Origin of the sequence: Shewanella woodyi ATCC 51908 (assembly GCF_000019525.1) — a bacterium.
Lineage (GTDB): Bacteria > Pseudomonadota > Gammaproteobacteria > Enterobacterales > Shewanellaceae > Shewanella > Shewanella woodyi.
Window position 1 is genome coordinate 4603539 of record NC_010506.1, and the last position, 14700, is coordinate 4618238.

The following is a 14700-nucleotide window of genomic DNA, read 5'->3' on the forward strand; positions in this document are numbered from 1 at the left end:
GGAGAGTATGCATTTTTGCATACCCTCTAAAGAGGTAGATCACAAAAAGTGCAGCAGCGCGCCAAGTGGTCATTAAGCCTGTCTTGTTAAAGATTAGTGGGCAGCATAGATAGGGAGATAATTGAGAAAATAATAGTGAAAAAATCTAAATTCGAGCCTGATGCCACATTTACTCAGCACGTGCTTTGATAAAATGAACGCCATGAAATATTTACTGTTTTTACTCTCTTTTACGCTTTTTACTCCGCTGTTTTCCTATGCAGATACTCAGCCAAAGCAGAGCATAGTGTTCGGTGTTCACTCCAAGACAGCTCCGCTTGAGTGGCGAAATAACGGCGTTGATCAAGGCTTTAATATCGAGCTAATGAATCGTATTGGCCAAATGTGTAACGCAAGAATTCTGACAAGGCGTAAAACCTTCCAGCAACTGCTGAGCGATGTTCACTCACCCGAGAGTGATATCGATGTCATCGCCATTGTCAGCCCTGTCACTATCGACAGAGACCTGAGTCAATCCGATCCCATCTATGCTACCCATGCCAAAGCCTATACTCTGCAGGGGAAAGCGTTTATTAATGGCTGGCATGATCTGGTTGGTAAACGTGTTGCTATCAAAAAAGGCGCATTTGTCGACGTTTATCTCTCAGGTCAAGAACAAGAGTTTGAGCGCATAGATGTCGATCTTTATGAAACAGGCTTCCAACTGCTTATAAAAGGTCAAGTCGATGTCGTTCTTGCTGAAAACTTTGTCGCCAGACGACTCCTGCCCTTCTACCCCTCGATCAGAAGCTCCAGTGATCCACTGATATATGGTGCTTTTAATTTTGTCACCAACGGTAAAAATGCGCCTTTAATGGCAAAAATTAATGAAGCCCTAAGGCAGCTCAAGCTGTCTGGTGAATATGACAAACTCGTCAATAAGTGGTTCGGTACAGGCCGAGAAAAAGTTGATCTGACGACAACTCAACAGAAGATGTTATGGCTGGCAATCTTAGTTAGCATTATCTCAGCGTTTGGCATGATACTCACCGCCTACATCAGTGCAAGTCTGCGCAAACGGACCCTATCTCTAAAATCAGAGCTGGTGCAGCGCCGTAAAGCTGAGCAGCAGATATTAAGTCTGTCTCAGCAGTTTCAATCCGTTCTTAATGGTATTCCACATGGGGTCACCATATTTAATCGTAGATGCGAATGTCTATGGAGTAATGACAAAAATAACCTGCTGCTAAAAAGCCCAGAGTTCCACTTTACCCAAGGTCAGGTATTTCAGCTCGATGACTCGTTAATCGAAGTGTTAAATGAGCAAAAATCCCTCACGGCTGATATGAGTTATCATGCTCAATATTGGCAACTGCAGATCCACCCTATTGCCGAAGATCAAGCCGTGATCCTGCTTGAGGAGACCACAGAGCAGCAAGCCCTGAGGCAAGCTAATAATGAAGCAAGTAGGTTAGCCTCTTTAGGTGAGCTCTCAGCAGGTGTTGCCCATGAGATAAACAACCCTACTGGGCTTATCATTCACTCTATCGCCTTTTTAAACCACGCACTTTGCGATCTAAAACCCGCAGCCCACCACTATACTCAGCAAAATCCATTTTGGTCTGTTGCGGGATTAGATCCTAATCAAGCCATCGAAGAGTTGGAGATAAGCTGTGCAACGATAGATGAGGGAGCAAACCGGATAAGTAGAATTGTGAGCGATCTAAAGTGTTATGCAAGACCCAATATCGCCAACAAACATAGGCCAATGAAACTGAATGAGGTGGTCACAGTATCGCTACGTCTCACTGCAAATCAGATCAAGTTATTTAATCTAACGACTCATCTTCAGCTGCCCGAGCCAGAGTTGATGGGGGATGCCCAGCAGCTACAGCAGGTATTGATTAATCTGATACAAAACGCGTGTCATGCCTCAAAACCTATATCAGACAGTATACCTAGCCTTATCACTATCGAAACCTATACCCGAGATAGCGATCACTATTTAACGATAACTGACACAGGTGCGGGAATGGATGACGCCACACTAAAGCGGATCACTGAGCCTTTCTTTACCACCAGACGTTCCAGTGGCGGTACAGGCTTAGGCCTGTCTGTTTGTAGCCGAATAATTAAAGAGCATAACGCACAGATGCAGATAAATTCACGCCTAGGAAAAGGCACAAAAATTAGCATTCGATTCCCCTTGATCACAGCAATAACAAAGCAAATGCCAGAGCAACAATCAGAGCAAGAGAGAACAGTAAGTTTGGAGACAGAGAGATGAAGTTAGCCAGAAACATTTTACTAGTCGACGATGAAGCTTCATGGTTAAGAACCCTTGCTCTAACATTAAACCGCCTCGTGCCGGAAGCACAGGTCGATACCTGTATCGATAGCAGACAAGTTATTGACCGTTTATCGGTAGAGGAGTACGCCTTAGTCTTGCTCGATCTAACCATGCCGTTCCACTCTGGAGAGACACTGCTGGAGATGATCCGCACTAGCTTTCCTAAGACAAGAGTCATTATCGTCACTGGCGTAAATGAGGTCGATACCGCGGTTCGCTGCATCAAAAATGGCGCCTATGATTACTTTATCAAAACTGACAAAGTGGAAGACTTAGCAAGAACCGTGCGTCGTGCACTTGAGGTTGTTGGATTAGAGCGGAACTACCTACGTATTAAGGAGCGCTTTTTAAGCCGGACTCTTGCCCAGCCCGAAGCCTTCAATAATATCTTAACCTGTGAACCAGTCCTACTCGATCAGTTTCGCTACCTTGAGGCAGTCGCCCAGAGCCCAGAACCCATCCTTATTCAGGGTGAAAGTGGAACCGGTAAAGATGAATTTGCACAGTCTTGCCACCAACTCTGCTGCAGTAAGGCGCCCTTTATCAATATCAACTTGGCAGGTCTCAGCACTCAAGCATTTGAGCTGCAGCTATTTGGTCAGATACACACTCAAGAGGATGGCCAGATCTCAGCACAAGCTGGCGTTCTACATCAAGTGGGAGAAGGGATGCTCTACTTAAATGAGATAGCAGAACTCCCCCTTGAAGCCCAAGCAAAATTGGTCGATGTAATTGAGCATAAACAATACTACCCTATTGGCAGTGATCGCTCCTATCCAGTAAAGTGCAAAATCATCACCTCGACTCAAAATGATCTGATTGCTCTTAACAAGTTAGGGAAGTTTCGCAGTGATCTACTCTACCGACTCTGCTCACACAAGATTAAACTTCCTCCACTAAGGGAGCGCAAACTCGATCACTCTATGCTAATCAACCACTTTATTGATAGGGCAGCGAAAGAGATGGGGTTAGAGAGCCCACTTCAGCCCACGAATCTAGCACGACAGCTAGCAGACTATGACTTTCCTGGAAACCTACATGAATTAAAAGGCATGGTGTTCGACAGTGTCAGTCGCAGTGATGGTGTTCAGCTCAACATCACCCCCTTTATGGAAGCGATTAATGAACAAAGAGGAGGGGTGGGCACATCCGAGAGCAAAATAGTCTTTCCAAAAACACTGCCTACACTGGCCGAGATCAGTAACACGTTAATCCAAGAAGCGATGAGCCGCACAGCAAACAACCAAACAGCCGCAGCTCAGATGCTGGGAATAAGCCAAAGTGCATTAAGTCGAAGGCTTACCAAGGAGAATTAAGCAGTGAGTACAGATTAAGATTGCTCTTCAGTATCTATGGGGAAGGTGATGATAAATTCAGTACCTTGCCCTGGGATTGAGCTGACCTGAATATCACCACGAAGCTTATGTGTCACTATGTTATAAACAATACTCAAACCAAGTCCACTGCCTCCAGAGCCTCGACGAGTTGTAAAGAATGGTTCAAAAAGACAGGAAAGATGATCTTGCGAAACGCCTTTACCATTGTCAGCCACTGTAAGCACTAAGTTATATTGGCACTGGGAGGCACAGATGGTTAACCTCCCCTCCTTCATACCATCAAATGCATGGATCATCGCATTCAACACTAGATTAGTTAACAACTGATAAAAATCGCCCGCATAGGAGTTGATGATGATCTCACTAGGGATCTCATTGATTATCTCAACCGGATATTTTTTTGTCTCGGGAGTTAAGCTCTTTAACAGTGAATCCACTAAGTCACGGAGATCAAATTTCTCCTTATGCAGGTTTGTTTGCTCTACGGCCACCAATTTAAAATTACTCACAAGAGACGCCGTGCGCTTTAAATTCTTATCCAGCAGAAAACAGGTATCTTTGATTTCACTGAGGTACTGATCAAAAACGACTTCAGTTAATGTACTGTTTTTATAGCACTCCTCTAAGATAATTAACTCTCTAAGAAACAGCGAAGAAGCGGTAATAGCAACCCCAATGGGCGTATTAAGCTCATGAGCAAAACCTGCCACTAGCCCACCTAGTGAAGCCATCTTTTCGGTCTCAACCAACTGAGATTGCATAGACTGCAATCGCTCCATTGACTCATTGAGCTCCTTATAACTCTCAGTGAGCGCTCGCTCTTTACTCTCCCTCAAACTAATCTCATGCGTTAAATCCCGAGTCCGCTCCTCGACTTGCTGCTCTAACGTCTCCCTTGCCAACGCGAGAGAATGAGTCATCTGATTAAAACTTAACGCCAGAGCATAACTCTCCTTTGTTCCTTGAGGAAAAATAGTACTTTTCGTGGTACCTGAAGCGATCGCCTGTGTCATCTCTATCATGGACTCAAAAGGTTTAGCCAACCAGCGACCTAAAAATCCCGACAGTAACAAGACACAGAAGATCACGACCAGAAACATAAATATACTCAGCCTTAATAACTCATGATATGCCGACATCACATCATCGAGATCTTCCTTTAGCACTAACCCCCATTGAACAGATGGGATATAGCGGGTTGCCGCGATCACTTGCTCCCCTCTGTAATCCTCTGCAAATACAACCCCTCTGAGACCAGATATCGCATTAGAGAGCGGTTTAGGTAACTTAAATACAGGTTGTAAGCCACCAATTTTAACTTCAGAATCATACTTAAGCTGAGCTTGATAACTGAAGTAACTGCCTCGTTTTGCAGCCACGACCACCTCCCGACTAGAGAGGTTTCCACTCACATCTAAAGTCACTCTCTGAATAATTTGGCTATCGACTTGAAGCACTATCACCCCAAGCAATTTTCCATCTAGCAATATTGGTGCTCCGATATAAGCGGTAGCTTGCTTTAACAAAGGTGAGTATTCAAAGCTGGAGGAGGATGACTCAAGAAAATATTTCGCTTTCTGTATTACCCCATGCAGGCCATGGGAGAAAGCCTCGCCTGGAAGCTGTTCTTTATCAAACTTATGTTTATCCGTTAAGGAAAAAATCACCTCCTCTGATGGAGTTATAAAAAGGAGATCTAGATAGCCATAATCTGTGTATTGCTGATAAACCTCCTGATAATCTTGTAATATCTCTAAATAGTCACGCCCCTCTCTGTCAACCTGGTAATGGGTCAATAACAGACTAAATAACTCTATTACTTCCGCTGACTGGGATAACGTGAAAGCATCGGCTATCCGCTCACTGATATAATCCTCCACCTCCTTCACTTTTTTATCAGCAAATTGTGATAGATGCTCCTGCTCCTGCTCTAATAACGTCTCTTTAAAAGAGGAAAGATAGAGAGCAGAGAGTAGAAACGTCGGTACCATAACACTGATAAGTAACCAGAAGAAAAGGACACTTGATAAACCAAATCGATTCATTTCAGCTCTAACTCCCTAAGTCTTTTTAGCCACTCCTGCTTCTTATGATAGGTAGGAAAAGGGCTCGGCCTAATGGGAGAGTCACTGGACCATACAATATCAAACTGACCATCATCACGAACTTGCCCTATTCGAACCGTTTTCCATAGATGTTGAGATAGCGCCTCAACCGATACCACCCCATGAGGAGCATTCAAACTCTGATGAGCTAAAGTGCTTCGTATTCTTAACGGCTCGAAACTAGCGGCAGACTTGACAGCTTGGGCCCATAACTTAACCCCAATATAGGTGGCCTCCATGGGGTCGTTTACCACTCTTTCAGCTCCAAACTCCCTCTTGAAAGCATCAATAAAGCGTTTGTTTTCATCACTTTCAATGCTTTGAAAATAGTTCCAGGCGGCAAAATGCCCCACCATTAACTCCTCTCCTATCGCCCTCACTTCTGGCTCTCCGATGCTATAGGAGAGCACTTTAACTTTACTTAGTGTGCTGATCCCTCTAAAGAACGCGATATTGCTGTCACCATTGATTGTATTCACCACAACATCAGGCTTAAGCTCCCCAATCTCCCTTAACGCTTCTGTAAGGTCGTTCGAGCCTAAGGGAATATAGGTCTCACCGAGAGGGGTAATACCACGACTTTTTAGTTGATCTTTAATGATCATATTCGCAGCCCGAGGGAAGATATAATCAGAACCAATCAGATAAACACGCTCACCAATGTTCTCCAGCGCCCAATGAACACTGGGAATTATCTGCTGATTAGGGGTCGCTCCTGTATAGATGATATTAGGTGATAGCTCCAATCCCTCATATTGCAAAGGATAAAACATCAAGTGATGATGCTCCTCAATCACAGGCTTAACCGACTTGCGGCAACTCGATGTCCAGCAGCCAAAAATGACCGCGACCTTATCAGTGGTGATTAACTTCTCTGCCTTAGCTGCAAATATATTCCAATCCGAGGCACCGTCGGCTAAAACAGGTTCAATCTTTTTACCCAACAAGCCCCCATCTCGATTAATCTCCTTTACTGCCAATGAGATAACATCAACAAGATCCCGTTCACTAAAAGACATAGTGCCCGTAATTGAGTGTAAGACGCCAATTTTTACTTTGGTGTTTTGTTCCCTATTACATGCCTGTAATGCAACCAATAACCCGATAATAAATAAGCATATATAGAAAGATAAGCGGATTTTTTTTAACACACTGTCTCCAAAATACTTAAAAGCGATTAATCTGTTTTACTCGCTTATTAATTTTGGCAGATAAGTGGAATTTAGCCATTTTACAAATGTTTAAATATGGGGAAACGAAGAGGGTAAGCTAATTAAAATCCAAAGTAATAGGCAATAAAAAAGCCCGTAGAAGAGCTCTACGGGCTAATACTAATCAATATAAATCATCGCGGTTTAGGCTTTAGCTGAAACCCTAGCTCCTTCTGCCGCAGCCTCATCATGCTCTTTCTCAGTTGAATCAACGATAGTTAACACCGCAGTATCCCCAACAACATTGCATGAGGTTAACACCATGTCGATCAAGCGATCGAGTGCAGCAACGATAGCAAACGCTTCAACAGGTAATCCCATCTGATGAATAAGAACACCTATCATCACCATACCGCCGCCAGGTACACCACCGGCGCCAACAGAGAGTAGGAAAATACTAAAGAGCAGCGCAGGCAGTTGCTCCATCGCAATAGGTGCCCCAAATGCATTCGCCACAAAGAAGATGGCGATAGTAATATAGATAGAAACACCACCCATATTCATGGTTGCCCCTAGCGGAACACCAAAACCAGCAACAGCACGCTTCACACCTAACTTGTCAGTCAAGGTACGCATGGTCACTGGAATCGTGGCATTTGAGCTGGCAGTAGAGAGAGAAAACAAGATCTGTTCACGGGTCTTAGCGCGGAACTCTTTGGCCGACACAGAGGTAAAAGCGCCAACAGCGATAGGGTAAACAATAAAGATCCAAGCCAATAAGAGACCAAGAATCACAAACAGGTACTCAAGCACACTAACAAAAATCTCAGCTTCTAGGGTCGCACCTAACTTAAGCATAAGAGCAAAAACACCGAAAGGTGCCAGCTGCATCACTACAGTGATCAGCTTCATCATTAACTTATTGCCCTCCTGAAAACCCTGCACCAGCAAAGGGACCGCACCACCAAGAGACTTTATCACTCCCCCAACTAGCAAGGCCATAAAGATAACCTGCAGCATATTACCCGAAGTAAACGCTGACACAGGATTGTTAGGCACAATATTTACGATCAGCTGAACAAGGTTGGGTAACTCGGTAGCTGTGATCACCGCTCCCGTACCGCCAGACATATCAACACCGCGACCGGGCTCTAACAGCAGTGCCACTGCGAGTGCTGCAAAGATGGCAACTAAGGTATTTATAATATAAAAACCGAATGTTTTTCCGCCCAAGCGGCCAAAACTCTTCAAATCTTTAAGCTCTAACACTCCACACACAATACTGACAAATACCAAAGGGACGACTAACATCATGATCATATTAACGAACATGGTGCCGACACCAGATGAAATCTCGACAATTGTACCGGAGAAGAATCCAATATCACCAAGTAGATATTGAATGATGGAACCGAAAATTAATCCGGAAAACAGACCAATAAAGATCCGTGTTGAGAGTGACTTAATCATTTACCTGCCTTCAAATTAGCATGTCTTGTTGCACGCCTTAAAATTTGCATGTCTATTTTGCATGCTTGAATTGAACATCAAATTACAGATGTTTTTTTAGTGGGTTAACCCAACTTTGGCAACGATAGTGAATCATGCTGGAGAGAATTTCAATGGCAATTGCCCCTTGCGATAAAAATACAAAAGCGCAACATATTCAAAGATCCTGATATAACATGAGATTGAGGAGATTATAAAATTAAATCAAAAGCCTACTTTTTACATTTCAGCTACAAATACAACAAATGATGGCTATACAAGCACCAAAATCCAGATTATAAAACCTTAAAGGAAAATATTAACAAGTAAAAACACCAAGCAATAAGCTGGCAGCAGTTCAACACACTGGTCAGCTAGGTGATAATAGCAGCTATGTAGCTTTTTTTGGCGATAAAAAAACCGATACAGGGATCACCAATATCGGTTTTAAACAAACTGCTCTCTATCCATAACAGGCTTAACAAACAGGGCCTATTACGCACTCGTCATTAAGCGAAGCCTAACTCAACATCGCGGATGATAAAGTTACCTGTATAAACGGGATCCGACTCACCGATAGGTTCCAGCTCAAAATAGTCTTTGTGCTCTTGCGGTAAGCCTTCATAACCGCAAATAACCTGATAAAGCCAACTCTCTCTATCCCAAGGAAGTTCATTACTCTGCAGATACTCCAATGCCGACTGGCTTCGCCCTGAGTCAATCACAGAGCAGAAATAACCATCTACCGCTAACTTAAGCGGATTATCTGGAATAGCAAAATCTTCGCTCTGACTGAGTGAAACAGACACATCATGCTCACGAACGACTGGCTCATGTGAGGTGCGACTAATCGCTTTAATCCGTGACACAATATCCAGCAGTTCAGGCTCATAACTTGTGTTATGCACATCCACTGCTGCTGGCGCTAAAATGGCTTCGGCACGATTAAACAGAGTGGGCAGCTGTTTATGGCTGACATGATCTGCCGGCTTATAGTCAGGATGTAGATCGGTATAAAGCAACCACCCTTTCAACAGACGAGTTCGACCTCTTATTTGACGGAAACGCCCAAGCAACTCAAGTAAACGCCCCTGAACCACGCTCAGCTCCTGAGTACAATCGCTCAAGGTCTCCTGTAGTGTTGTGACTAAAAGCTTACGCAGCTCTCTAATATCACCTGCGATTTCGCCAAGCTCACTAAACTGGAACATCTCAAGACCGTTGAGTAGCTCTGTTACCTGACTCTGCGCGAGCTCATTTTCACGTATTTTGGCGTTAATGGTGCCGACATAACCAAACTCATTATTGATCCGGCTCCAAAGTACGCGAATTGAATACCTTAACCCTTCGGTAAAGCTGTAAACATGCTCATTGAGATCCGCAAGATAAGCTTCTGACGCACCAAAATCGACATTGTGACGCGCCTCTTTATAGTGATCCGCTAAGGTCTTAATACTTGCTAAGGATGAGCCAACATTGGAGTCAATTTGACGATTACGCTCATCACTGAGGGCCTCTTCGAGAAGCGCTCTCACTGAGCGTTTAAGGCGTAACTCTTGCTCAGGCTCAGGTCGCCAGAGGATCTCAGCCTTACGCAGCTTCTCTATCGCAGCCCCATTCTCGCCATCTTCAGAGACAGAGCCCGAGAGATACACATCCATAATAAGATCAGCGTGTCGGCCTAGCTGCTTTAACAGCTTAACCCCAGCCTGATGTAGGTTAGTGCTCATCTTAAACCAGATCCCTTTGGGTCGCAGTTTCAGCTTGAGCTTCCAAACTCAAACCCTCAGTCTCATCGATAAACCGGATCACCTCATAGAGATAATCTAATTTACCCGTTGCGATAAAGATCTGCTTCTCAGCATTGGGTCTGGCCAGATAGCCAAGCTCCACCAAACGCTTAAACACCAACTTAATCTGGGCATCGACATTCGTACTGGTCGAGCCAAATAGCCGATAGTGACTTATTTTAGCCAGTTGTTCGCGAAACGCTGGCGTGTCTTCAATCCGTGTTTGCAGCTCAGTTAAGCGCACCGCTGCACCTTCAGAAAGTGGCGCATCTTGCCCGCTGGCTTCCTGAACTAGGACCAGCCACTCCACTAACGGGATAAGCGCATTACAGATATCTTTAAACTGAGAGGAGATCACTTTACGTTCACTGTCGCCCAACTGCTGATAACCACAGAAAAAAACCTCCCCCTCGCCCGCGGAACCGATAGTACGATTAATCTGATTTAGGTAGGTCTCGACCCGCTCACGAGTACTGGGATTTTTTAACGCACGCCAGCTCTCTTCATCGGTAGTACGGCAGATAAACTCGCCTTTTAGCAACCGTTCAATAATCGCACCCGTACCCACAACAATCGTCTCATTAACCTCTGACATTACACCGCCTCCCTTGCATTACGCTGGCTGAGTTTGGCAGCGATTGGATTAATTTGTGGCTTCACCACTTGAAGTTTCTTGGTCTGTTTGTTGATGATGTAACGGTTAGCAAACAGATTAAGCACTTCAGACTCTGGGTTAGGGAAGGCACCTAAAACAGAGATATTGTTATTTTCACAGGCATCAAAAATCTTCTTCACGTTACCGTGGTGTAAGGTGCCAAGCTCATCGATAGGCCAATGAATAGTCACATCGGCGCGGCCGCGCAGCAGGCGAGTAAAGGCCAGCAGGAACTTACATAGGATCAGATAAGCCATACCATGACTCGAAGACTCATTAAGTTGCCTATCGGTACGAATGACCAAGTCACTGTTCCCCTCTTTAAGCCTTAACTCAATCTCAAGTAGCTTAGCGATACCGCCTGACAGGGCAGCACGGCCAATAATATCTAGCGCACGACGCATACTGTTGGTGTAGTTCTCATCGGGAAGCTCACTAAAGCCATCAGCTTTCCACTGATGGAAGGCCTTAACAAACGCCTCTAGTTCAGGCCAGAACTCTAGCTCGCTGATCCGTGAACGGATCTTAACCGCAGACTCAGAGACGCCATCAAGGAACAACTCCTCACCCACTTCACGGGTAATACGGGCACTTTGAGAGGCGATACGACGATCAATATCCACCAAGACATCATAAAAAGCGGTCAAATCGACACCAAAGATACGTCCCTGCTCGCGAAGTGCGGTCATCGACTGCGGTACCATCACATTGAGTAACTGCTCAAGTTGAGGCACTAGCTTGCGGTAATCGAGAATACGGATCCCTTTATCATTTAGGAAGCTCGACTCTTCACGGGCTCGCTCCCACGTCTCAGAGAGACTCGATCCTGACTTACTAGCAATCACAGAATCAAAATGTTCAACGTACTGCTTCACAGAGCTCAATAAGCTATCACGCTTAAGCAGCTGGTCCTCACCTTGACGCAGACGCTCACTCAAGCCGCCTTGGGCATCATCTTTGCTGTTTGGCAGTTTAAGCTCGCTTAACTTACGCATCACACTGCGTAGTTTAGTCAGGTTCTCCGACGCCTCGACCTGAATCCCATCGGACTGTTTACGTTGGCTATCCAGTACCTGGCGCTGAGATTTCACCTCATTAGCCTTAGACTTAAGCTGCTGATCTATTTCTGAAGTGGCAACCTTAACCTTGCCAAGCTCGGTCTGCAGCTTAGGCTTACGATTAAGCCAGGTATGCTGATACCAATCATCATAGCGCAGCACTTCACTGCGACGCTGCTCAGCCTTGCTGATACTCGTTTCCAGATCTCGTATCTCTTGTTTGAGGGCAACAATCTTATCTTCATCGATGCCACGAGATTTAAGCTCACTCTTATACCACTGTTCACAGGCTTTCTGCTCGCTCTTAGCGTGAGCACGTCTCTGTTCGATATTGGACTTGATCTGATTGAGCTGATTATCCAGTGCCCCAACCACCTCTTGCCAGTAGGCATTCTTCTCCATTCTAGCTTCAAGGGCCTGCTCTTTTTGCTCCTCAAGCCACTCTTGATGCTGCTGTTTTAGCTGCTTTAGGTCGCTGTCTAAACGACTCAAGCTCTTCTGAGCATCGGCTTTGCGCAAGCTCAATGACTGATTTATCTTCTCCTGCTCACTGCGCTTGTCATCAAACAGTCGGCGCAGATCATCACGGCTATTCTTATAAGCCGTACGAGCAAAGGTCAGTTCACGGGTCAAGCCATCGAGCTCAGCGTTAATGGCCACTAACTGATCTTCAGCCTCAACTTGTAGCTCCTTAGCACTCTGCAACAACTCTTCAGCCTTGGCATGACGAATACGCAACTCCTGCTCGGATGCGGCATATTCAGGGGCATCAATCGCCTTAAGATCCAGTGCGATACCATAAAGGGCATCCACCTTTTCAGAAAGTGCTGAGGGGTGAAGGTCACTGCGATGCAGCAACTCAGGGTTAATCACCTTACCTAATGTCTCCTCCCAGTTTTGGGTCTCTTTACGCAAAAACTCAAGCAAAGTATGGGATTGTGGGAAGAGAATATGGTGTATCTCATCGAGTTCACTCTGACGCTCTGTGACTCGAATACCAGAAACACGCAGGGCTTCGTTGGCTTGATCTCGTTTGGCTCTGAGCTTACGCTCCTCTATTGTCAGTCTGTCGACCTTAGCGTTGCAGCTCTCCTGCTCCTCATCGGCATGGGTTATCCGCTCATCAAAGATAGCTAACGCCAACTTTTCCTCTTCGGTGTAGGTAACGCTGTCGACACGTACCTTAAGCTCAGCGGCAGAAAGCTTAAGTTGATACTCATCCTCATGGAATTTAGTGCGGCCTGTTTCCATCTGCTCGCGCCACTGACCATCTAATGCCTCAAGCTCACCACGTCCAAGTTCTCTTTGCTTATCACGGCTCTCACGGTGGCTATCTTGCTCTTTATGCAGATTTTCCAGTTCGCGGTTGAGCCCTTCACCAATCTTACTGCGGCGAGCATTGTAAGCCGCCTCAACATCTTGATGTTTCTCAGTTTGAAGCTTATGACGCTCAGTTAAGTTCTCTAAACTGCCACGCCAGTTAGGTAACTGCTCCAGATCCATCTTGGCCTGTTCAATATCAGCATCCAAGAAGTTTGCATGCTGCTCTTCGATAGCATCGAGCTCATATTCATATTTGGCCACGTCACCTTTGGCGGCAGAGAGATCTAGGTTAAGCTCATCGCGCTGCTCCTTCCACTCCTCATCAAGTGCCCTAAGCTGCGCATTTAATGCCTTTGAAAGATCCTGATGATGCTCCTGACGCTCAACCTCAGCGGTTTCATCTTGGCTGTAGCCACGTTTTAGACTGGCAAGACGCTGCTCAGCACTCAATAACTGATTGAACTCCTGCTCTAGTTTTTCAAATTCGGGACGGATCTGCTCAAAACCTTGGATAAGTTGACTGTCTCTAATCCATGCTTCAACCCTTTGCGGGTTCAGGCGAGAGCTAGGCGGGTTAACTCCATCCTCCTCTAATATGGCAGCGATCATCGACTTGATCGTCTCCATCTTGCCCTCTTTCGAGTGCACCGCTTTTGCAAGTTTTTCGATGTGGCGTAGCGAGTGTTCTGACTCACATAACGAGAACTGACGAGCATAATTACGCAGTTCAGTGCGGTTGCTACCAGTGCTTAACAGTGCGCGATCGTTTTGAATAATGGCTCTGAATTCACGGGTATTAAGCAGGTTAGTCACTGCAACTCCCGCACGCTTCATCTCACGACCCAGCTCAGCCATAGTGTGACACTGAACCATGTCGCCTAGATTCGACTTTATATAATCTTCAAGCTCAAACCCTTTGCCAATAAAGCGGTAGTTCACCCCTTTACCATCTCCAGCCGATGCCAGAACAGCTTGGTTTAGCAGACCATCGCTTCGCTTGTATTCATAGATAATAAAGCTCGTATCATGGGGCAGATACCAACGCTCGAAACTGTCACGGGTCGAGGGAACCACACGGCTCGGGTATTCGCCATAAAAGACAGGCACCAAACGCTGTAACGTGGTTTTCCCTGAGGCGTTAGTACCACAAATATTGGTATGTCCATCTAGGGCGAGTTCCACAACGCCGGGGAGGTGCGTATCGATAAGCACTATTCGATTCAAGCTTGGCATTTCTTTCCTTATCCAAACATTGCCTCATTGGAGGCGATATAACATCAAACTCTGGAGATGAGTGAGTTTCATTATAATTTCGTGTGTCTAAAATAGATCAAAGCGACACACTTAGCAATCGAGGGGTCTGTGCAATCAGCACAGGACTTCAAAAGCGAGATCATACGCTATTTCACGACAGAGCGTCGCACAAGGAAAGAGCAGTTAAACTCGGTGTATAAAGTGGGATTG

At 45.4% G+C, this 14700-nt stretch carries 8 protein-coding genes; 2 read left to right on the forward strand and 6 right to left on the reverse strand.

The window, feature by feature from the left end:
* The first annotated feature begins 202 nt into the window (after nucleotides 1-202).
* Both SWOO_RS19445 and SWOO_RS19450 read left to right on the forward strand, forming a co-directional pair.
* The gene (locus tag SWOO_RS19445; protein WP_195742817.1) at nucleotides 203-2266 is read left to right on the forward strand and encodes an ATP-binding protein; all 2064 of its coding nucleotides are present in this window, start codon (nucleotides 203-205) and stop codon (nucleotides 2264-2266) included.
* Nucleotides 2263-3645, forward strand: coding sequence for a sigma-54-dependent transcriptional regulator (locus SWOO_RS19450; RefSeq protein ID WP_012326368.1), 1383 nt, complete (start codon nucleotides 2263-2265; stop codon nucleotides 3643-3645). Before SWOO_RS19445 ends, SWOO_RS19450 begins: the two co-directional genes overlap by 4 nt.
* 14 nt (nucleotides 3646-3659) lie before the next feature.
* Here the strand turns inward: SWOO_RS19450 and SWOO_RS19455 are convergent, their stop codons facing one another.
* The 6 genes from SWOO_RS19455 to SWOO_RS19480 all read right to left on the reverse strand — a co-directional run bounded on the left by SWOO_RS19455 (nucleotide 3660) and on the right by SWOO_RS19480 (nucleotide 14469).
* The gene (locus tag SWOO_RS19455) at nucleotides 3660-5711 is read right to left on the reverse strand and encodes a sensor histidine kinase (RefSeq protein ID WP_012326369.1); all 2052 of its coding nucleotides are present in this window, start codon (nucleotides 5709-5711) and stop codon (nucleotides 3660-3662) included.
* A complete protein-coding gene (locus SWOO_RS19460) occupies nucleotides 5708-6922 on the reverse strand; it encodes an urea ABC transporter substrate-binding protein (RefSeq protein ID WP_012326370.1) in 1215 nt (404 codons plus the stop codon). Before SWOO_RS19460 ends, SWOO_RS19455 begins: the two co-directional genes overlap by 4 nt.
* A 204-nt stretch (nucleotides 6923-7126) precedes the next feature.
* Entirely contained in the window at nucleotides 7127-8392 is a 1266-nt protein-coding gene (locus SWOO_RS19465) for a dicarboxylate/amino acid:cation symporter (protein ID WP_012326371.1), read from the reverse strand.
* A 527-nt stretch (nucleotides 8393-8919) separates the two neighbouring features.
* Complete coding sequence (locus SWOO_RS19470) at nucleotides 8920-10140, reverse strand: hypothetical protein (protein ID WP_012326372.1); 1221 nt, start codon at nucleotides 10138-10140, stop codon at nucleotides 8920-8922.
* 1 nt (nucleotide 10141) lies between these two features.
* Nucleotides 10142-10795, reverse strand: coding sequence for a condensin complex protein MksE (locus SWOO_RS19475; RefSeq protein ID WP_012326373.1), 654 nt, complete (start codon nucleotides 10793-10795; stop codon nucleotides 10142-10144).
* A complete protein-coding gene (locus SWOO_RS19480; RefSeq protein ID WP_012326374.1) occupies nucleotides 10795-14469 on the reverse strand; it encodes an ATP-binding protein in 3675 nt (1224 codons plus the stop codon). Before SWOO_RS19480 ends, SWOO_RS19475 begins: the two co-directional genes overlap by 1 nt.
* Nucleotides 14470-14700 lie beyond the last annotated feature (231 nt).

Coding starts and splice junctions, on each gene's coding strand:
- SWOO_RS19445 (WP_195742817.1), top strand. CDS start 203: ATGAAATATTTACTGTTTTTACTCTCTTTTACGCTTTTTACTCCGCTG.
- SWOO_RS19450 (WP_012326368.1), top strand. CDS start 2,263: ATGAAGTTAGCCAGAAACATTTTACTAGTCGACGATGAAGCTTCATGG.
- SWOO_RS19455 (WP_012326369.1), bottom strand. CDS start 5,711: ATGAATCGATTTGGTTTATCAAGTGTCCTTTTCTTCTGGTTACTTATC.
- SWOO_RS19465 (WP_012326371.1), bottom strand. CDS start 8,392: ATGATTAAGTCACTCTCAACACGGATCTTTATTGGTCTGTTTTCCGGA.
- SWOO_RS19470 (WP_012326372.1), bottom strand. CDS start 10,140: ATGAGCACTAACCTACATCAGGCTGGGGTTAAGCTGTTAAAGCAGCTA.
- SWOO_RS19475 (WP_012326373.1), bottom strand. CDS start 10,795: ATGTCAGAGGTTAATGAGACGATTGTTGTGGGTACGGGTGCGATTATT.
- SWOO_RS19480 (WP_012326374.1), bottom strand. CDS start 14,469: ATGCCAAGCTTGAATCGAATAGTGCTTATCGATACGCACCTCCCCGGC.